The following is a 21,499-nucleotide window of genomic DNA, read 5'->3' as shown; positions in this document are numbered from 1 at the left end:
GTCGGTAATTCGCCACCCCAATTTTCATGATCCCAATCCCCTCCCAAAATCCATGTCCCTTCAGGAATTGTCTGGGCATAAGCTTCAATACGTTCAATAAATTCTTCTATAGTCTGAGCATCTCGTAATTGGACGGAGCTAAGGTTAGAACCCCCGACCAAGAGATGCAAATGGCTATCAATAAAACCTGGTGTCACGAATTTACCTTTCAGATCTTTGACTTCAGTAGTCTCACCAATAAAAATTTTTATGTCCGTGGCACTTCCAATCGCTATGATACTATCTCCAACTATGGCCATCGCCTCAGCACGGGGTTGATTATCATTTCCCGTCCAAATAACGGCATTTGTGATGACCAGATCCGCCGGAAGTTTCTTATGGTCACAGGACACAAAAAGCGCGATAAAAAAAATTAAAATTAAACTGGAGAAAGACGTTTGTATATTCACCATTGTTATCGATTTTGAATGGGTTTAAAAGATATATTCTTTGAACAAGATAAATAAAATACCTGAATATCTTTTAAAAACGCTAATGCTCTAAAATTTAATGTCGATACCCAGATTACATCCCCATTTTTGGTTCAGCAAGTAAAAAGTCTGTTGTTGGTCAAACGATTCTTACTAAAACCTTATTTGCCCAATTCACTTACAAATTATTTCACCCTAACTCTAATTCAGGTAATTCTGAATAGTTAAAAGGCTTTGAAGCTTCTTGGCTATTTCCTAGGCTATTCTTGCCTCTTAATGTGTTCACAGTGTAAGCTGACAACTCCGCATCTGGATATTCTTTTATCAATTCTTCAATGGACTTCCTGTCGAGATCATCCTTATAATCCATAAGCCATTTATCTGCCAATTCATCGGGTAATATGACTGGCATTCTTGGTCCATCTAATTTTGGATTGTTATGGATTTTTGACATTATCGAATTTCCCTTAGTCGTCACTATTGAAAATGTAATCATCGTTCCACCAGTATTTGGATTGTGCCATTCACTGTAAAGTCCAGCAAAAATCATTGGCTCTTTGTTTTTTCTATAAATAAAAAAGGGATAGGTCCCCTTATTAAAATGATGATGTTCGTAAAATCCATCAACATAAATTAGACATCGCGATTTTTTAGCCGCAGCTCGAAAGGAGTTCTTTTCAAAAATGGTTTCGCCACGGGCATTGAGGGTAGTATTCCATGTTTTTTTCATTTGTGCCTCGTTACGCACCCAATGAGGTATCAAGCCCCAAGTGGCAACTTCCGGAAAATCTGGAGACCTGTCGGTATAGATCAATAAACTGGGATGCTCAAAACCCATGGCATGATAAAGCGGTAAATCTGTGAGTGGAACAAGTCGTTCCCTTATTTCATTGACGGCATTCTTATCTCCTTTTCGCTCTGCGCGCTTGAGTTGGGCTTCAACGGATGTCTTTAGATCATAGCACATTTTCAATCTTTATTTATTATATCATTACACATCTGCTAAGCTGCTTAAAAAACACTCTGAGCTTACTAAGTCAACTCATTGAATTGATGCTTCAAACCTTCAATATCTAAAGGTATTTAAAAAGAAATAAATCATTTAAGTGATTTAAAGAATTCTTACGAATTTCTATTTAAAACTTTCAATTTTGTTCTCAATTCCTCAAATAATACAACTAAGGAAGTCTTTTTATTTCCGAATATCTTATTCGTTTTAGAGCATCTCAAAATATAAATAGTAAATATTAATCTTATATTGTGGTTCAATTGAAAAACAAGACCCAATGCGATTATTTATCCCGCTTTTTGTTTTTTATTTTCTGTTCATATCTTGGCAAGTTCTTGATGCAAACAGAGAAAAAGTTCCATATAGCTTAATCAACGGAAAGGATCTTACGGGATGGCACGTTGATGTGCCCGAGATGGACAAAAACACCCAAGCAAAAAACCCCTTTATAGTTCGTGACAACATGCTGGTAAGCTTAGGAGATCCACGCGGACACCTCATTACAGATAGTATTTATCAAGATTATAAACTAGAAATTGATTACCGATTTCCTGGAGAACCGGGCAATTGTGGTGTTCTTGTACATGCATCTACGCCTAGGGCGCTGTATGGCATGTTCCCAAAATCAATTGAAGTGCAAATGGAACATGAAAATGCTGGCGATTTTTGGTGCATCGTAGAGGATATTGAGGTACCGAATATGGAGGAACGTCGTGGTCCAAAAGAAAACTGGGGCACCACGGGCAATAAAGAGCGTAGAATCAGAAAATTGACAAGTGGTTCTGAGTCCCCTATAGGGCAATGGAATACTATGGTCATTGAATGTCGCGGTGATATTATAAAAGTTTGGGTCAACGGCGATTTGGTAAATGAAGGCTTTAATTCCACCGCCAATAAAGGTCAAATTGCACTTCAAGCGGAAGGTGCCGAAGTGGAATTCAAAAAAATAGAAATCACTCCCCTATAACCATTCACTTGTCCAAAAGTTTTATGGATTCACACAAGGAATTAAACTCTTAATCATCGAGGTCAGGACAGAAAGGTTATCCATAACATTGGTTATTGATAGGTGATTTTTATAACCGCGCCATCACCTAAAGAAGTTACATACCAGGTATGGTCGTCCACTTGTTTGATAGCCACAGGTTGGCTCAAACCATCCGCCAGTACAGTAGTGTTTGTTCCGTTGGTCCATATAAGTGAGCCTGAATTGGGGGCAAATCCAGACGCTGGATTAAACGAGGAGGCATGTTGTGCCACAAGGCGATTAGAGTTCTCACCTTCCACGATATCTACGAGCATAGTATGCCCTTTTTGATAAACAGATACCTCCCCAGATACCGAAACTTTATAAATGATTGCCTCCCCAGCGGGAAATGGGAATCCGGTTAAGCTGGTCACTAAAAAAGCGTCCCCGTCATAAAGGATGGAAGTCGGCACAGATTGAACGGTGGGTCCGCCCAACCCAGGAAATAAAGGATTAGGGATTGCGGGGATCTCCGCAAGAATGGAATAATCGTTCACACCCTTCCGGCGTAGAATTGCGTTGGCACCTGCATCAGCAATGTAAAGGTTGCCGTCGGGTCCTTTGGTAAGATTATAGGGGTGGGAATCATGGTCCGGGTTGCTCTCTAATGGCAATTGGGAAACTATAGAAAAGATATCTTCAGACGGCAAACTTCCCGCATCCAATGGAGTATCACCAGGTTTAAAGTTAGAAATATCAGCACGGTAGAGATGATTGCCAGACAAAATGTATAGCATTTCACCATCACGCAAAATATGAACGGTGCCTTGCAATTCGCCGGAATGTTGATTGGCATAGGATTCCAAATTAACAATCGCATCGTACTTTTGCCCATCAGGGGTTATCAGAATGACTTTGCCATTGTTATTGTGTGTATCGTTATCGGTATCCGGAACAGCGGTACCACTTTCCGTAACCCAAATATTTCCTTGCGCATCAGTTTCAATCCCCATAGGTCCCGCCAGTCCGGAAGCTACTTCTTTGATCTCTAGTTCTGGGGTAGTTACAATATCATCATCCTCATCACATCCGACATAAAAAAAGAACAGAACCATAAAGGAAATTAACATGATCATTTTGGAGGGGACTGAATACGTCTTTGGATTTTTCATCTTTTTAGTGGCTTATTGAATTGGAGAATAATATTAAAATCTCAAGCCAGTACAATAGGCTTAAAGATCTATCAAAGTTAAAAGCCTAGTTTTTAAAAAAATAGTAAAAAACCGACAGGTATTTGCGACATGGATGACGAGCATTACCATCATCTTCAAACCCAGGCGCCACTTAGATAATAAGAAAAGAATTTCCAAGGGAGGTTATCAATTCGATTTCAATTAAATTTAAATACATGATTTACAGATATTTAACACTATTCCTGATGGACGATGGAATCATAAATTGTACCTTTATGAAAGATTTATTAAAGGCCCTCTTTAAACTTAATCCATCCAAAAGCTATGGTAACAAGTTCTCATATGGCTCCAAACCCAATCCTATCGGCATACGTTGCAAACTATACCTTAAGACAGTTTGAAACGGGTGGTTTAGATATCACACGACCATGGATGGCCTCCTATCAAACTTCCATTACCTTCTTCTTCAAGGATAAGCTCATCAATTTACGAGATCCTTTACATGGAAATATCATAAAAAAAGGCGATTATATAAATATTTTAGGATTAAGTTCAGAATATAATGGCGAAATGACTTTTAACGGTTCTTATCTGTTCTTTGAAATGGCATTTAGACCCACAGGTTTACATGATATATTTGGAATTCCGGTAGCAAAAACCCTAAATCACATTGCTGATGGTAGAGATCTCTTAGACATAAACATTCAGATACTTTATGAGCGATTGTGCGCAGCAAAGGATATAAGAGAAATGGGACGACTTGCCGATACGTTTTTGCTGCATCATCTTTTGAAAAGAAATCAATTGTGCGCCAATAAGAATTTCTTAAAAATAGTAAGCATTATTGTTAATAGCTACGGAAAAGCAACTTTAGATCAGTTGACTTTTCAGGCCAATATGAGTAACCGCAATTTAGAACGTCACTTTATCGACAAGGTGGGTGTATCACCTAAACATCTTATTTGCATGGTAAGATTTAATCTTGCTTTATCTTATAAAAGACGAAATCCCACAGTTAACTGGACGACAATTGCGGCTGAATACGGCTATTTTGATCAAATGCATATGATCAGGGAGTTTAAAAATTTATCGGGAAATACACCGTCAGATCTTATTAAAATACCATTGGTTACTGAAACTGATAAGGCAACCCATTTATCGACATAGTTGGTTTGAAATTACTTTCAATGTTGTCGTCCAATTGACAAAGCTTAAAAGCAGCAATCACCAAAATATAATGTGCCAAGTTCTAACTTGACCGTTCCACTGGTGGTCTCCTTCATCATTAAAACTAAATATTGCTTCAAATTGAGAGCAAATCGAAAATATATCCTTATTTTTATTCATTCTAAATAGTGAGTATTTTTCAAAAATATAATCCCGATATCATGTATTCAAAAAACAAAATAGATGCCTTTATAAAAGCTGCACCAATCCTTAAAGACATCATAAAGGCGAAGCAAGTCTCGTGGTTGAATCCGGAATTAGAATCTGTAAAAGATGCCCCCAAATTCTCAATAGACCTCAAAAATATGCGACAAGCAGAAGATTTATGGACACGTTTTGCTCCGTTTTTTGTAAAAGCGTTTCCAGAAACTAAGCCCACCCAGGGGATTTTAGAATCTCCTCTTCGCGAAATTCCGAAGATGAAAGCACTATTAAACGCCGATAATGGAGAAATTGAAGGACGATTATTCTTAAAATGTGACAATGAACTTCCTATTTGTGGCTCAATTAAAGCACGTGGTGGATTTTTTGAAATCATGACCTATGCCGAAAAATTGGCGCTTGAATCCGGAATGTTGAAAAAAGAGGATGATTACAGTATGTTTACCGCCCCTCAATTCCAAAAGTTTTTTAGCAGGTATAAGATTGGCGTGGCATCTACGGGAAATCTCGGTCTTAGTATAGGTATGATCAGTGCGAAGTTAGGTTTTGAAGTAACGGTTTATATGTCTGCTGATGCCAAGCAATGGAAAAAAGATTTGCTGCGTGAAAAAGGAGCGATAGTTATAGAGTTTGATGGCGATTTCAGCGAAGCCATTTCTGTTGGACGTGAACGCACAAAGAATGACCCCAATGCCTATTTCGTGGATGATGAAGATTCACACGACCTGTTTCTGGGGTATACGGTTGGGGCACTTCGGATTGCTGAACAATTAAAATCGCAAAACATTAACGTTAATGCAGACCATCCACTTTTGGTTTATTCCCCTTGTGGTGTTGGTGGATCTCCAGGCGGAACGGCTTTTGGCTTAAAGCAGATTTACGGTGACCATGTGCATTGTTTTTTTGTGGAGCCTACGCATTGTCCCGCGGTGTTAACAGGGCTTGTTACTGGCGAAATGAGCCATATCAGCGTACAGGATATCGGCCTTGACAACATAACAGAAGCGGATGGTTTAGCTGTGGGCCGACCTTCACATTTCGCCACCAAAATCAGCAAACATTTAGTCAGTGGTATTCTCACTATTGAAGATGACCAACTGTTTAAACTATTGGCACAATTAAAAGATTCCGAAAACATTTTTCTCGAACCTTCTGCTACTGCAGGATTAATCGGCCCCCAAAGGGTCCAAAAAACCAAATACGCGCAAATCCATCACCTCAACCTAAAAAATGCTACACATATCGTCTGGGCGACGGGAGGTCTTCTCGTTCCAGAATACCAACGGAAAAAGTTTTATAAAAGAGGAGGCGAATATGTATTGAAATTCTAATACGAACAGAGTAAAAGACCACAATTTATAAGCTGAACTTAACTACTCACCTTCAGCAACATAGAAAGCAAGAGAAATTAAGTTAAGGCTATCCCATTTTCAAAAAAGGTGTGTTCACTAAAAATCAATTATTCAAAAAAATCTAGTTCTGCTATTGCCGCGTGTTTTTTCCCTCCAGCAATGGTTATAGATTCTATCCGCACAAAACGTGTCCGCACCGCTTCTTGAAAAAAGTGCGTTCTAGGCGTTGGATCATTGATAAGATTTCCAAACTCAAAACGCTCAACTTCTTTCCATGTTTTTCCATCGTTACTCACTTTTAAAACGCCTTGTTCAATCATTCCGTCGGAAGTTTCCGTAGGTGGTGTATAGGCAAATTCATTAAATATCAGCTCCTCTCCCAAGTCTATTTCAATATAATGTGGTACCTCCTTTTTTGAAGACAACCAATAGGTATGTGGATCTTCATCTATTGTCAAAAGAGCCGAATGGTCTGATTCTGAACCGCTGTTTGCTATGACTTTCCAATCTTTTTTAAGAATTCCCAAATTTACAGACACCGTACTTCCTTTTTCTTCCTTGGAAAAAGCTGCGGCTTTGATCGTTCCTGTTGCGGAAAACGGAGCCTCATATAGTGGCGACCCTTTAGTAGGTTCACTTCCATCTTTTGTGTAGCGGATTTCTATTCCTGAATTGATATTTCCTGAACTATCCTCGCCATGAGGTTTCCAGCCAAATTCGTGCTTTTTGGGCTGTATGCTTACCAAACCATCTAAAGATCGTGTTACACTTAGTTGTGGCGGACGTGGTTGATAATAATGTGCGCTGATATTTGAAATTGCAGGAGCTAATCGCGATTCTAAAATTCGGATTCTAAATTTATTAGAAGTCGTCTCAGGAAAACGTAAAATACGTTTGTATCCAATATTAGTAGCGGAAACAATTTCTTTCCAACTTCCGTCTAACCACACATCCAATGCATGTCTCTCAACCCTTTCGCTATGCGTGGCTATGGCTTCTTGCAGGACCAATCGGTTGATGGTTACTGGTTTTTTTGTTTCAATAAGGATTTCCTTGGGATCCTTATCCAACAATTCAAATGTCTCAGGATTTGCATCCAAAACGCTTTTGACTCCAGAAGCATCAGCAAATAAATTAGTCCCATAGGTCTCACGAATACGGCTCCCAACCTCTTCTAAAACCTGTACATCTTCTGATGAGAATTTCCCGTCTCTATTTGGTGGAATATTTAATAAAAAAGTGGCATTCCCTCCTACTGAACGCTCATAGATATCAAACACATCGTCGGCACTTCGTACCTTTTGCTTGTCATCATCCCTGTAAAACCAGCCTTCACGAATTGAGGTGTTGATTTCTGCCTGCTGATAGTGCAAATACTTGGCCTCATAAAGTTTTTCCCTGCTTCCAATATCCTCTCCTGTAATATCTGCAAAGCTATTCATTTCGAGAGGGTTTCCTGAATAGGGGATAACATTCCATTCGGTATCCCTTGTGGCGCCCGCTTCATTACCTCCCCATCGGATGTCTTGCTTTCCAAAAACGACAGCTTCTGGAGCCAATGTCGCAATCAACTCTTTCCACGCGATGTAATTATACTCTTGACCACCTTTACGCTTTGGATGGGCGCCATCAAACCACACCTCGTGAATGGGTCCGTATTCGGTTAACAATTCGAAGAGTTGATTTAAAAAATATTCATTATAATCATCTACATTAAAGGTGAAGGTTGTTTTATTTTTAAACGGACGTCCCTCAACCGGTGTTGGAATAACCCGGTCTGAATACTCACTTAAATTGCCGTATAATCCTTCTTCGTTTTCAATTTGATAGAGATCTGCCGGAGATAAATATACCCCTAGTTTTAGCCCATATTTTTCACAAGATGCTGCTAAATCCTTTAAAACATCGCCTTTACCTCCCTCGAAATCCGTGGACATGATACCGTGTTTTGTATAGCGGCTTTGCCAAAGCACAAACCCATCGTGATGTTTCACCGTAAGGATTACCATCTTCATCTCGGCATCCTTCATCGCCTTACACCATTGGTCCGTATCCAAATTTTGGAGATCGAAAATCGAGGGATCTTCAAAACCATTTCCCCATTCCATTCTTGTAAACGTATTGGGACCGAAATGGATAAACGCAATGAACTCGTTTTTCAAAGCTTCGTATTGATTTTTTGTTGGCACGATGTGAGCTGCCTTGAAGATAATAGAATCCTTCGTGTCATCGGTGTCTATTTCAACGGTTGAACTAACACCTACTTTAGTATTCATGCTATTAGAACATGAGACTATCGTGAGCGCCAAAACGGTATAAAAAACTATTTTTCTCATTTTTATAACTCTTATTGTTTATTGATTTTGACCGCATATGCATATGGGTCGGAAGCGGTCATTTTATTCGGTTGGTATTTTGGCATCGCTTTTCAAAACTATTCTATGATGGGCACTAAATCCACCACATATTCCACCTTTTCTAATACTATTTTTGCACTAGACGAGCATATTTAGCACTATTTTTTGATTTGGTATGTCTCTATATAACAGCAGACTCAAACATAATTTTTTTTAGCATTCTATCAATTGAAGACTAATGATTTCCTATTTGCATCTAAAAACAACCTTAGGACCACAACCTCGTCTGTATCGATTCAGAAGAATTCTATGGTCATTTTTCGGATGGGTGTATTGGATCGAATCCGTTTTTGGGTAAATGAATCACCCACTCAAACATCAGAATTATTTGCAAATTCCAGAAGCTAATGATCCAAACTTATTTCAATCCAGAAACATGGCCGTCCAATTTCCACTCATCTTTTAAAGTAATGTTTAAATGTTTAAGTGCAGTAACTGCGACATCAGTAATATAAACTGGTTTTTGAATCTCCCCTTTTTCTACATCTTTTCCGGAAGCAATATAAAATATGGTGGTATGCTCAGGAGTCGCTTCTCCGTGATTGGTGCCACTGCCACCATGATCGGTGGACACTAAAATGAGCCAGTTTTCATTGGCATAGTTTTTTCGCTTTTGTAGGGAGTTCAGAATTTTGCCGATGTTCTTATCCGTTTTTTCAATGGCTCTAATGTATTTTGGGTTATCAGGTGTGAATCCAGTGCTATGGCCCGCATGATCTACATGGTCCAAATGCACGAACATCACATTCACATCTTCATTTTTAAGTGCATTGGCAACGCTTCTGGTCACCATACCGTCGGTCAATCTGTTCTTCATGACGGTAGCATCATTTTCCTGAAGTATCTTATGGATTGGCGACCAGTTGATAATGGAATACGTTCGCAAATCGGGCTGTTGCTGCTTTGCCAAATTAAAGAAATGCGGATACTCTTCAATGTTTGGGTTTTCATAACCATTGCCATAAACCTTATGTTTCTCTTTCCACACGCCCGTAAGCATACTCGTCCAACAGACACCGCTCCAGCTCAGATTGTCCGTTTTCGCCTTGAATGTATAAGCTCCGTTTTGCCATAATTGATCTATATTTGGTGTCCTGGTCGCCAATAAAGCGTCCGGTCGGCATCCGTCAATACCCAAAATGAGCACTTTATTTTGTGCCTGGATCTCTATGAATGATAGGGCCATTATAAAAATTACGATGAGGCAAGACTTTAACTGTAATTTCAATTGTTCAAGATTTTATTATTTATTGTTTATCTGAATACCTATAAATGCCATCAGCATTTAATTGAAATGATATCAGATTATTATTGACTTTGATTTCACCCGATTGGTTAGGCATTCCTATAATCTTAGCTTCCTTAACAAGCGCATTTTCCCATTGTATATCCACCTCAAAACCACCACGCGCTTTTAAACCTTTGACTTCACCTGTTGCCCAGGCATCTGGCAAGGAAGGCAACAACTCGATGATTCCTGATTGCGACTGGAGCAACATTTCCACCATTCCAGAGGCGCCTCCCATATTGCCATCCAATTGAAAAGGCGGGTGCGCACACAGTAAATTAGCGTAGGTGCCACCAGCAGTTGACATCTCAATGCTTGTATCGGCAACAGGTTTTAATAAGTTTTTCAGCATTTTGTGTGAACGATTCCCATCATTCAAACGTGCCCAAAAGTTCATTTTCCATGCACGCGACCAACCTGTGCCACTATCACCACGGGCATTTAATGTCACTCGTGCCGCTTCAGCCAATTCTGGGGTTTGAGCAGTCGAGATTTGATTTCCTGGATGTAATGCGAACAAGTGGGAAACATGGCGGTGATCGCTCTTTGGGTCATCCACATCTTCTGTCCATTCCTGTAGTTGTCCCCAAGATCCGATCTTAGGAGGTAAAATAGCATCTCTGGTCACTTTTGCGGTGGTGGTGAATTCATTATCTATTTCTAAAACGGCAGCCGCCTTAATGCAATTGTTCAAGATATCCCAAGCAATTTGATGGTCCATGGAAGCACCTTCTGATATCCCACCGTGTTCTGGTGAATACGATGGGGTTGAAACCAAATTCCCATGGTTATCTTTTGTCAAATAATCGATCCAAAAAAGAGCGGATTCTTTCATTATGGGATAGGCTTTTTCTTTCAGATAGGTCTCATCTTGGGTGAAATCGTAATGGTCCCACAAATGTTGCGAAAACCAAGCGGCGCCTGTAGGAAAGAATCCCCAATCTACGCCCCAACCCGGTGAAGTATAGCCAAAGGCATTGGTCATGGTGTTGACCATCCAGCCACGGGTATTAAAAAATTCTTTTGCTGCCAGTTTTCCTGGTTCTACCAAACTTTCTATATAGTCTAAAAAAGGTTCGTGGCATTCTGAAAGATTGGTCAATTCTGCCGGCCAATAGATCATTTCCAAATTGATATTGCTATGGTAATCAGCAGCCCAAGGGGGATTGGTGGAATGGTTCCATTTGCCCTGTAGGTGCATGGACATGGTATTTGGACGACTTGCCGAAATCATTAAATATCGAGCGTATTGAAAATACAGACTCTCTAAAGCATTATCATCCGATCCATTGGCGTAGGCAATCAAACGTTCGTTGGTAGGGATGTCAACTTTCGGACGTTCTCCTAAATTCAAACTTACCCGATTAAACAAATTCGAGTAATCGGCGATATGTTCTTTTTTTAAATCCTCATAAGTGGTGCTTTCCCATTTTTGCACTACCGCGTTATTGGCGGCTTTATAATCATTCCCTTTATAGGTTGGATAATTAAGTGTGTAGCCTGTTGTGGACGTATTCAAGAGCACCACATTTTTTGCGTCTTTTATATAAATCACGCCATCCTTATAGATGATTTTACCGTCCGACAGTTTCAAGGATATTTTTGTTTCAAAGGGCATTCCATTATCGGATACTTTTCCATCAAAGGTATAAATCCCATCTTCAAAATTCTGAGAAACCATAACATGGGGCGTTTCAAATCGGATTTCATAATCGGTGCTTACAGAACTTTCAAAACGATAGACCATAGTGTTGCTCGGATAATTCCCAAAATACGTTCGGGAGTAGGTCTCTTTACCGATCCTATATTCTACTTTGCCCAAAGCCTTGCTGATGTCAAGACCGCGTTTATAGTTGCTCACGTCTACAGAATGTCCCACTTTTATGTAGAGATCACCCATGGTTTGTTGGGCGCCATAATCCCCAAAGTCGGCATTGTACTGCTCGCCTGTATCAATGATTCCGGTAAATTGCGATTGGGCAATTTTATGGGCCTCCGCTTTTTTTCCTTCTTTCAACAAAGCCCTCACCTCTGGTAAAGATTTATGGGCCTCTTTCCGGATTCCAAAATTGTAATCAGGATTTGAATCAGGACCGCCAGACCAAAGCGTACCTTCGGAAAACTGAATCTGTTCTTCTTGGATCCCGCCAAAAAACATAGCACCTACATAACCATTTCCTATGGGTAAGGCCTGGGTCATCCAATCGGTAGCGGGTTGGTTATACCATAGATCGAGTGTAGTTTTTTCCTGTGCACAAGATGGGAACATCAATAATATGAGAGAGACGATTAAAGTGTTATTAAATTTCAATTTGGACATTTATTTTTAAGGTTTCAGGTTTGACAGATTATAATTTTCCCTAATAACTTGGGGTCATAATAGATAACTATTAAAAGGATCAATTTAAGTTTTTTAACATGTAAAAACCAAAAAAACCCCAGCAAAACTAGCTGAGGTTCTTCAAGAAAATCAATCCTGATATTAGTTTACAACTAGTTTTTTTATCACACTTCCTTTATCACTGTTTATTTTTATGATATAAGTTGCTGTAGCTAAATTCGATATGTCTATAATTTCGCGTGTAGGTTGATGGTGCAACTTCACGGATTTTACCACCCGCCCAGTAATATCATAAATATCAAATCCGCGCAAAACTTGATCACCTTGATTATCTATCGTAAAGGTAGAGGTGGCAGGATTTGGAAACAATCGTACGCTTTCTAGATTCAAGGACACATCATCAATGGATAAAGATCCACTCAGCCCACCATCGGTTATAGTCCATCCAAAACTATTGACCATATTGGCTCGGGCAGCCTCGCCTTCGTTATAGGTACTCTGGCCCCCACTAAAGATGACGTTATTCTGCAAAGACAAGGAATTCCACCCGTTTAATAGGGCATCATAGTTAGAGGTTGACATGGTCACCCCCTCAAACATATCCGTCATATCGGTTACGTTGCTCACATTCCAATGTCCGATATTCCAATCAAAAGTGGTCACATTTCTGAACATTCTAGACATGTCCGTTACATTCCTCACATTCCAATTACCCATCCCCCCAACAGTCGCTGAACTGCGGTTTGAGCCATACCCCCTATCGGCACTGCTCGCACCTAATACAGTGGCGCCATCAAACATGCCTGACATATCGGTGACAAGGAGTAGATTTGGGTAGTCTGTTGCGTTACTCATTAAATTACTACATCCGTAAAAAGCCATGCCCATCGAACGCCATGCATTGCTGCCCCATTGGTCTATAGAAAGAAGTTTCTGCCGATCGCCTTCATTATTAAAATAAATTCGAGGAAAACTACCTCTTATAGCCACCGTATATGTACCTGGTGTGGCGTAAGTGTGGGTGACATTACCAGTGAGGCCAGTTTCCCAATTTCCATTATTGTTCCAATCCACGTCATAATTGTACCCACTACCAAAGGTAGGAATTGTTATAGACCTTGCGTTGGAAGCCCCAGGATTGTCCGTTTTCCATGTGGTGACAAAATAATCATTACCACTGCAATTTGCAGTTGGACCTTCATCTTTAATATACCACGAAAAATTACTCATGATATAAGCTTTGGCAGCGCCACCGGCACAAAATGTGCTATATCCGGCATCAAATGCAACATCGTCTTGCAAAATCAAGCGACTCCAACCGTTTAAGAGGGCATCATAGTTAGGTGTTGAAAGTCCAGATTCCATAAACATTTCACCCATATCATACACGTTACTTACGTTCCAATTCCCGATATTTTGATCGAATCTCGCTCCCCAAAACATCCTGTTCATATCGGTCACTTTACCTACATCCCAATTGCCTATGTCATAATTAAAGATAGAATCCCTAAACATGTATTGCATGAATCTAACGTTACCAACATCCCATCTCCCGATGTCCTGATTAAACGCTGCAGCACCATAGAACATCCAATCCATCATGGTGACATTAGAAACATTCCAATTGCCTATATCTTGGTTAAACTTTGGAATCCCCACATAATTATTGGCGGAAAACATTGCCGACATGTTGGTTACTTTACCAACATCCCAATTGCTAATATCCTGATTGAATTCGAAAGCATCAGAAAACATTAAACTCATGTCGTTGACATTGCGGACGTCCCAACTGCCTATCCGTCCATTAAAAGCATAGCAATTGGCAAACATGATGCGCATATTGGTAACCTTACTAACGTCCCAATTATCAAGATGCTGATTAAATTCAAAAGCAAATTCGAACATACGGAGCATAGTAGTCACATTTCCAACATCCCAATTGCCAATATCGTGATTAAATACCGGAGCATGACCGAACATGGTGGACATATCCGTGACGTTACTTACGTCCCAGTTACCAATGTTCCCATTAAATACCGAAGCATAGGCAAACATACCGGACATATCGGTAACCTTTCCAACATTCCAATTATTCAAATCTTGGTTAAATGCCAACGCGTATTCAAACATTCGAGACATATTAGTCACATTGCCCACATTCCAATTACCAATGTTTCCGTTAAAGGCGGATGCCTTTTCAAACATTCGAAACATATTGGAGACTTTGCCCACATTCCAATTATTGAGATCCTGATTAAAAGCCGTTGCCTCTTGAAACATCCAATTCATATTGGTTACATTGCCCACGTCCCAAAGGCCAAGGTCCTGATTAAAGGCTTTAGCTTTTTCAAACATGCGCGACATATCTGTAACTGTGCTAACGTCCCAATGGCCAATGTCACTATTAAAATCAGTAGCATAACTAAACATGCTGGACATATCAGTAACACCGGACAGATCAGGAGCGTCAACAGCATTAATGACTAAATTACTACAGCCAGTAAAAGCCCATCCCATGGAGGTCCATGGATTACTCCCCCATTGCTCTACCGTCAGTAGCTTACGACGGTCACGAACATTCGCAAAATAAATACGAGGAAAATTTCCCCTGATGGCAACGGTATAGACCCCTGCAGTTCCATAATCGTGGGTGGCAGTGGCTGTAAAACCTGTTTCCCAATTGCCATCATTATTCCAATCCACATCATAATTATAAGTTTCTCCAGAGTAAGTGGGAATGATAATTGAAGTGGAATTAGAGCTTCCTGGGTTGTCCGTTTTCCAAGTGGTGATGAACTCGTTTTGTGCCCTGACTTGGAGGGCAATAAAGAACAAGGTTAAGAGAAGTAGATTTTTTTTCATAAGTAGTAAAAATTAGATTCATATATTAAATAAAACAGTAAGATTAAAACAATAGCATATCTCCCTGAATTTCTTCAGGTTGGGATTATTTAATAAAAGTGCGGGGGGGATGGAGCGAATATAAACAAATCTTTGATCTAAAATATGAATATCCTAAATATTCCGCATCTTGGGGCAAACCCTTGAACCTTGGAGCTAACTTTTATGATAATTAATGATTGCACCTGCTACACCTACACCGCAAATCTTATAAGATGTTTGAGCGGCATATTTACAGTGTCGGGACCAAAGCCCGCTATGGGTGTTTTGAAATTACGACCCTTGCAACACCTATCGCCCAAAATGTATAACAAAACCGTAACCCTTCATTTAAAGCTCCAATTTAAAATAGAAGGAATATTTTTAATTATATTTAGACTATGATTTCCATCAACGACATACCACCTTCTGATGTCCAGGACAATCTAAATGTGCTAAAAGCAGATTTAGACTCTAAAATTCCATCTAAAAAGTTAGATAAGAATCTCTTAATTGCGACTTGGAATATCCGAGCTTTTGGAAATTTAACGCGCAAATGGGATTCTGAAGATGATGATTCACCCAAACGTGATCTCCATTCCGTTTTATGTATTGCCGAAATCATCAGGCGTTTTGACGTGATTGCCATTCAGGAAGTGAAAGATAATATTAGAGCGCTCAGGGATACTTTAAAAGTCTTAGGAAAGAACTGGTCTTTTATTCTTACAGATGTCAATCAAGGGAAAGTGGGCAATGGCGAACGTATGGCCTACTTGTTTGATACCAGAAGAGTACATTTATCAGGATTGGCGGGCGAATTGGTTGTGCCCGAAGAATGGGGCAAAAATATAGGAGAGCACGCCTTGTCCAAACAATTTGTGCGTTCTCCCTATGCCGTAAGTTTTCAATCTAACCAACACACTTTTATCTTGGTGACCCTGCACATTCTTTACGGCAAAAGTCCACAAAGTCGCATTGAGGAGCTCAGAGGGATTGCTAAATGGCTCTATAGTTGGGCAGGAAGCCTCAATGCCTACCATCAAGATTTTATAGCCTTGGGCGATTTTAATATAGACGCGCGCGGCGATCTATTGGAAGAAACATTTCTCTCTGAAGGCCTGTACATCCCTCCCCAACTACAGAATGAGGAGGTGACCAGGTCCATCTTTAACACCACCAAATTCTACGATCAGATTGCCTGGTTCAACAGCCAAGGCAAGGGCCCAAAACTATCCATGGAATTTTTAAGTGGCGGCAATTATGACTTTGTTCCTTATGCCCTCGCCAACCGTCAGTTAACCAAACAAAATCTGTCCTGGCTGATTTCCGACCATCATCCATTGTGGGCGGAATTTAAAGTGTGATTTCTCGTTTCAAAAATCCGTCCTTTATCGATTAAAAGGCTAACGTTTTAAACCACTCCTCTAAAAATAGGCGCAATATCTATGGAATATTGTCGAAATTTGTAATTACACTAAAATGTATTGATATGGATACCACCGATAAAATAGTCATCATTTGCGATCATGAAGCGACCGTAGCGGATTGGAGAAATGCCATAGCCCATCACGCACCAAACATTACGGTAGAAGCTTATCCCAACGACACTGAAAGGGAAAAAACACAATTTGTCTTAGTGTTCCATCCTCCTGAAAACACGTTTCGAAAATTTCCCAACCTCAAAGTTATTGCCTCCATGGCAGCGGGGATAAATCATATTACCAAGCATAACAAAGTCCCTAAAAACATAAGCGTTACCAAAGTCAACGACCCCCTGCATCACGATGATATGGCAGATTTCGTTTTGGCTCTATCTTTAAGTTATTTGAGACGGTTGCCATTGTATTTTCATCAAAAAACTCAGGCCTTGTGGGAGACGCATGCCTACCAGCGACCTGAAGAAACAACAATTGGCATTATGGGGATTGGCGCCATCGGAAAGGCCGTCGGAACCTTGATGTTGAAAAATGATTTTAAAGTTACGGGGTGGTCCCGATCGAAAAAAGATATCGATCAGATTAAAACTTTCAACGGAAAAGACCAAAGGAACGAGTTTTTGGAAACCGCAGATATTTTAGTTTGCACCTTACCTCTTACTAAAGACACAGAAGGTATTTTAAACAGGGAGGTGTTTAATAAATTACCCAAAGGCGCCTATCTTATCAATATTGGACGAGGTAAACAGCTCGTGGAGGCTGATTTATTGGAAGCTATTGACAATGGTCACCTTGCTGGAGCAGCATTAGATGTGTTTCATGAGGAGCCCTTGCCTAAGCAGCATCCTTTTTGGACCCACAAAAGCATCTTGATCACGCCACATACCGCCGGGAGCGTTAGTCCCGAATCGGCAGTCAAAAAAATAATAGCTAATTATAAGGCCATGAAGAACGGTGAAAAACTTGTAGACGTTGTTGATATTGGAAAAGGTTATTGATACGTCCATAATTTTATTGAGATCCATAACCTTCTAGAATACCGATTCTTTTCAGAATTGAACAGGATTGAAATTGCTCTAGTTCCCATAAACAACGAAGGGCATCGCTGACGTTGCCAACTCCATAATTTGAGATTCACCTAGTTTCAATGTATCGAGCCCAATTATTTCACTAAAAATCGAGGTAAATCTTCTACTTTCTCACAACAGACCTGTTCCATAACTTGCTGGAATTCCCTTTTCATGAGTGAAATGGTATGGTTGCCACCTTCTTTTCCCAATGCACCAACGCCATACATAAAACTGCGGCCCATAAAGGTAAATTCGGCGCCACTTGCCATGGCTCTTGCAATATCCGGACCGCCACGTAAACCAGAATCCATCATGATTTTTATTTGATTCTTGAATTTTTCAGCCAAATGGGTCATGGGCACAATAGACGACTGACCAGCGTCCAATTGTCGGCCGCCGTGGTTGGAAACAATTAAGCCATCAACACCTAACGCAATAGCTTTCTCTGCATCTTCCTCACTCACCACGCCTTTAATGACCAATTTGCCTTTCCATTGCTCTCTTATCGAAGCAATCCTATCTGTATTCAGGCGTCCAGAAAAAGTAACATCCATCAACTCTCCCAACTTGGCCATATTCAAGTCTTTTGGCATGTAAGGCTCCATAGTTTTAAAAGCGGGTTTGCCATGGATTAAGGTTTGAATCGCCCAATCTGGTTTTGTAAACACTTCAAGAATGTTTTTTAAACTCATTTTAGGCGGCATGGCCAAACCGTTTCGGATATCCCGCGGGCGAAATCCAAAAGTAGGCACATCGGCTAAGATTACTAAAACATTGGTGCCGGCGCTGGCAGCTCTATCCAATAAATCTCGTTTGATTTTTTCATCCGCGGGATGGTATAACTGAAACCATGAATTCCCTTCAGTTATTTCCGCAATCCGTTCAATACTGGACGTGGTCACCGTACTGAGGATAAAAGGAATGTTATGGGCAAAAGCAGCTTTAGCCAAAATCTCTGGCGAATTAGGCCACATAAGACCCTGAAGTCCAACGGGTGCAATTCCAAAAGGCGCATCGTAAGTATGCCCAAACAGTTCGGTTCTGGTATCCGACTTATCAAACTTCGATAAGTAGTACGGCATTAATTCTACTTTCTGAAGATCGGTGCGATTTTTATCTAAATTGATATCTTCATTGCATCCGCCATCCAAATACTCAAAAGCAAACTTTGGCATTTTTACCATGGCTCGGTTCCTTAAATCGGTTACAGACGGATATTTTGGGTTTATAGTTATTTCCATGCGATTAGGCTTTTAATTGATATATCTGATCCATCAACAACCACTTTTCTCCATCTTTTGCGGTTGGAAGTGCTTGCTGGTATTGCCACATGAGCCTTTCCCATTCTTGGACTTTTGGGTTGTTGGCATCCATTTCATCCTTCTTTTCAAAAGAAAACGACTCGTTAACCTCCATGATCATAAACAGTCTATTTTCAACCAAATAAATCTCTAGAGCCACAATCCCACTATCTTTAATGCTTTTGACAATTTCTGGCCACACGTTTTCATGATGCTTTTTATAGGCCAGGATCAGTTCGGGATCATTTATTAAATCGAGTGCAAAACAGTGTCTATACGTTTTCATTGGTCATGGTTTTATATCCGAAAAGTGCCACCACCGCCAAACAGATCAGCGGGAGGATAAACGAAAAATTAACTTCAGGGATGTAGCCAAGGATATTCACATCGGCAAAACCTGAACCACCAATATCTAAAATACTTCCTTGTAAAACTGGCAATAAAGCACCCCCTACAATGGCCATCACCAATCCGGCAGACCCGATTTTAGCTTCATCTCCCATATTATTTAAAGCAATCCCGTATATGGTTGGGAACATAATACTCATAAAGAGCGAAGTTGCTACCAAGCTATACAAACCGATATGCCCGCCCACAAAAACAGTAATTAGCGTGGTTATCACCCCTCCCACTCCAAAAATAAACAATAATCTTGAGGGACCAATCCGCTTCATTGATAGCGTTCCAAGCCATCTTCCTGAAAGAAATAACAGCATTGCCCCCACATTATACCATGTGGCAGTGAGTTGTTCATTAACCGGTAATGACGCATTCATATTATCAACATATTGAAAAATGAAGGTCCAACACATAATCTGTGCGCCTACATAAAACATTTGCGCAACGACGCCTGTGACGTAGGTTTTATTTTTTATTAAGATTTTAAAGGTTTTTGAAAGCGCGAGTTTAGAATGTGCTTCCACTTTCGGAAATTTCACCATCATAATCGCCACCATAATGATCAAAACCAAAACTCCCAAAGCAATATACGGCAGACTGATTACACTTAAATCGTTTTCCCGAATGGCAGCCATTTCTGAACTGGATAAGGCTTGGTATGCTTCCTCCGTATAGTTAACTGAACGTAGGGCATCAATGATAAATACCTGGGCGATGATCATTCCCGTTAAAGAACCTATCGGATTAAATGCCTGTGCCAAATTGAGGCGCTGCGTTGCGGTTTCTTTGGGACCCAATGCTAATATCAACGGATTTGAAGTGGTTTCTAAAAATGCCAAGCCACAGGTCATAACCCATAAAGAAATTAAGAAATAATTAAAGGTCTCAAACTTTGCAGCAGGAAAAAACAAAAAGGCACCAATGGCATAGAGCGATAGACCCACGAGGATTCCCGACTTATAACTGTATTTTCTAATGAATAAGGCTGCCGGCAAGGCCATAAAGAAGTAGCCAAAATAAAAAGCAAACTGCACCAATGATGCTTGTGTATTTGAAAGCTCTGGCATGACTTTTTTAAATGCCGAAACCATCGGATTGGTGAGATCGTTGGCAATTCCCCAAAGTGCAAACAGGGAAGTAATCAATATAAAGGGCAATAAGATGTTTCTGGAAACGAGTGGTTGTTTTATGGCGTTTTTCATCATTATAAAGAGCGGTCTAAATGGGTGTAACCACCATCAACAAACACAAGCTGTCCGGTGGTATGGCTGGACATTTCGGATAATAAAAATACGACGGTATTGGCGATTTCATCAGTGGTGGTCATTCGGTTTTCTAAGGGAATATTTTTGGTGATTTCTGCTAAGCGCTCCTCAGGATTGGGAAAGGTTTTTAACCAATTGGAGTATTGTGGCGTGTCACATTCGGCAACAATCACGGCATTTACGCGGATATTGTAGGGCAATAACTCCACCGCCCACTCTCGGGTCAATGCGTTTCTTGCACCATTGGCAGCGGCATAACCTGAAGTGCCCCCTTGACCGGTAACCGAGGTTTTGGAACCAATATTCACGATAGCGCCCTTACTCTTTTTCAGTTCGGGCAAGGCGTGCTGCGCCATGGCGTAATAATGTGCCACGTTGCGTTGAATTGAGGTCATAAAGTCGTCATAATTGCCTGATTCAAGCCCGACGCCATCATTGACACCAGCGTTATTGACCAAGCCGTCAATGCGGCCGAATTCCTGGATCACCCGTTCCACAGCTTTTTTACAATCGTCCTTATTGGTCAACTCGGCAATGGCGTGAAATGCTTTCCCGCCCTTATTCTTTATTTTCTTTACAGCCTCTAAAACATCCGATTCAGTACGCCCAACAATGACAGGGATAGCACCTTCCTGCGCCAATAAATTACAGATACCGTTCCCGATACCTTTAGAACCTCCCGTGACAATAATCACTTTATCCTTCAGTTTTAAATCCATATG

Annotated in this window: 16 protein-coding genes; 5 read left to right on the top strand and 11 right to left on the bottom strand. The window is 40.4% G+C overall.

Annotation, left to right across the window (positions count from 1 at the left end; all coding sequences use genetic code 11):
• Together VLZ86_RS07090 and VLZ86_RS07085 are read right to left on the bottom strand one after the other, a co-directional pair.
• On the bottom strand, positions 1–452 hold a 452-nt coding region (locus tag VLZ86_RS07090; RefSeq protein ID WP_325449936.1), incomplete at its 3' end, for an amidohydrolase family protein.
• A 208-nt stretch (positions 453–660) separates the two neighbouring features.
• Positions 661–1,437 (bottom strand): SOS response-associated peptidase, encoded by a 777-nt coding sequence (locus VLZ86_RS07085; protein ID WP_325449935.1) that lies wholly within the window; start codon positions 1,435–1,437, stop codon positions 661–663.
• A 319-nt stretch (positions 1,438–1,756) separates the two neighbouring features.
• On the opposite strand from VLZ86_RS07085, the gene VLZ86_RS07080 reads away from it, so the two are divergent.
• A complete protein-coding gene (locus VLZ86_RS07080) occupies positions 1,757–2,446 on the top strand; it encodes a DUF1080 domain-containing protein (protein WP_325449934.1) in 690 nt (229 codons plus the stop codon).
• A gap of 92 nt (positions 2,447–2,538) precedes the next feature.
• On the opposite strand, the gene VLZ86_RS07075 is transcribed toward VLZ86_RS07080, so the two are convergent.
• On the bottom strand, positions 2,539–3,618 hold the full coding sequence (locus VLZ86_RS07075) for a ScyD/ScyE family protein (RefSeq protein ID WP_325449933.1): 1,080 nt from the start codon (positions 3,616–3,618) through the stop codon (positions 2,539–2,541).
• A gap of 345 nt (positions 3,619–3,963) precedes the next feature.
• On the opposite strand from VLZ86_RS07075, the gene VLZ86_RS07070 reads away from it, so the two are divergent.
• Together VLZ86_RS07070 and VLZ86_RS07065 are read left to right on the top strand one after the other, a co-directional pair.
• Positions 3,964–4,806, top strand: a complete 843-nt coding sequence (locus tag VLZ86_RS07070; RefSeq protein WP_325449932.1) for an AraC family transcriptional regulator — start codon at positions 3,964–3,966, stop codon at positions 4,804–4,806.
• Between the two features lie 221 nt (positions 4,807–5,027).
• Positions 5,028–6,359 (top strand): D-serine ammonia-lyase, encoded by a 1,332-nt coding sequence (locus tag VLZ86_RS07065; RefSeq protein WP_325449931.1) that lies wholly within the window; start codon positions 5,028–5,030, stop codon positions 6,357–6,359.
• Positions 6,360–6,487: 128 nt separating this feature from the next.
• Here VLZ86_RS07065 and VLZ86_RS07060 read toward each other — a convergent pair whose 3' ends face one another.
• The 4 genes from VLZ86_RS07060 to VLZ86_RS07045 all read right to left on the bottom strand — a co-directional run bounded on the left by VLZ86_RS07060 (position 6,488) and on the right by VLZ86_RS07045 (position 15,288).
• Entirely contained in the window at positions 6,488–8,716 is a 2,229-nt protein-coding gene (locus VLZ86_RS07060; RefSeq protein ID WP_325449930.1) for an alpha-L-fucosidase, read from the bottom strand.
• 439 nt (positions 8,717–9,155) lie between these two features.
• Positions 9,156–9,983 (bottom strand): alkaline phosphatase family protein, encoded by an 828-nt coding sequence (locus VLZ86_RS07055; protein WP_325449929.1) that lies wholly within the window; start codon positions 9,981–9,983, stop codon positions 9,156–9,158.
• Between the two features lie 61 nt (positions 9,984–10,044).
• Positions 10,045–12,405, bottom strand: a complete 2,361-nt coding sequence (locus VLZ86_RS07050; RefSeq protein ID WP_325449928.1) for a glycoside hydrolase family 95 protein — start codon at positions 12,403–12,405, stop codon at positions 10,045–10,047.
• 162 nt (positions 12,406–12,567) lie between these two features.
• Complete coding sequence (locus VLZ86_RS07045) at positions 12,568–15,288, bottom strand: BspA family leucine-rich repeat surface protein (RefSeq protein ID WP_325449927.1); 2,721 nt, start codon at positions 15,286–15,288, stop codon at positions 12,568–12,570.
• A gap of 419 nt (positions 15,289–15,707) precedes the next feature.
• Here VLZ86_RS07045 and VLZ86_RS07040 point away from each other — a divergent pair, with 419 nt between their 5' ends.
• Positions 15,708–16,670, top strand: a complete 963-nt coding sequence (locus VLZ86_RS07040; RefSeq protein ID WP_325449926.1) for an endonuclease/exonuclease/phosphatase family protein — start codon at positions 15,708–15,710, stop codon at positions 16,668–16,670.
• 125 nt (positions 16,671–16,795) lie between these two features.
• A complete protein-coding gene (locus VLZ86_RS07035; RefSeq protein ID WP_325449925.1) occupies positions 16,796–17,740 on the top strand; it encodes a glyoxylate/hydroxypyruvate reductase A in 945 nt (314 codons plus the stop codon).
• Positions 17,741–17,904: 164 nt separating this feature from the next.
• On the opposite strand, the gene VLZ86_RS07030 is transcribed toward VLZ86_RS07035, so the two are convergent.
• From VLZ86_RS07030 to VLZ86_RS07015, 4 genes are read right to left on the bottom strand one after another with little or no spacing between them, the layout of a single operon-like run.
• Complete coding sequence (locus tag VLZ86_RS07030) at positions 17,905–19,053, bottom strand: alpha-hydroxy acid oxidase (protein ID WP_325449924.1); 1,149 nt, start codon at positions 19,051–19,053, stop codon at positions 17,905–17,907.
• Positions 19,054–19,057: 4 nt separating this feature from the next.
• Complete coding sequence (locus VLZ86_RS07025) at positions 19,058–19,399, bottom strand: L-rhamnose mutarotase (protein ID WP_325449923.1); 342 nt, start codon at positions 19,397–19,399, stop codon at positions 19,058–19,060.
• Positions 19,386–20,714 carry an L-fucose:H+ symporter permease gene (fucP, locus tag VLZ86_RS07020; RefSeq protein WP_325449937.1) on the bottom strand — a complete coding sequence of 443 codons (1,329 nt, stop codon included), beginning with the start codon at positions 20,712–20,714 and terminating at the stop codon, positions 19,386–19,388. The genes VLZ86_RS07025 and fucP overlap by 14 nt, the downstream gene beginning before the upstream one ends.
• Positions 20,715–20,716: 2 nt before the next feature.
• Positions 20,717–21,496 carry an SDR family oxidoreductase gene (locus VLZ86_RS07015; RefSeq protein WP_325449922.1) on the bottom strand — a complete coding sequence of 260 codons (780 nt, stop codon included), beginning with the start codon at positions 21,494–21,496 and terminating at the stop codon, positions 20,717–20,719.
• Positions 21,497–21,499 lie beyond the last annotated feature (3 nt).

The organism is Gelidibacter sp., from assembly GCF_035515035.1.
Taxonomy (GTDB): domain Bacteria; phylum Bacteroidota; class Bacteroidia; order Flavobacteriales; family Flavobacteriaceae; genus Gelidibacter.
This window is presented reverse-complemented; position numbering and strand designations above follow the sequence as displayed.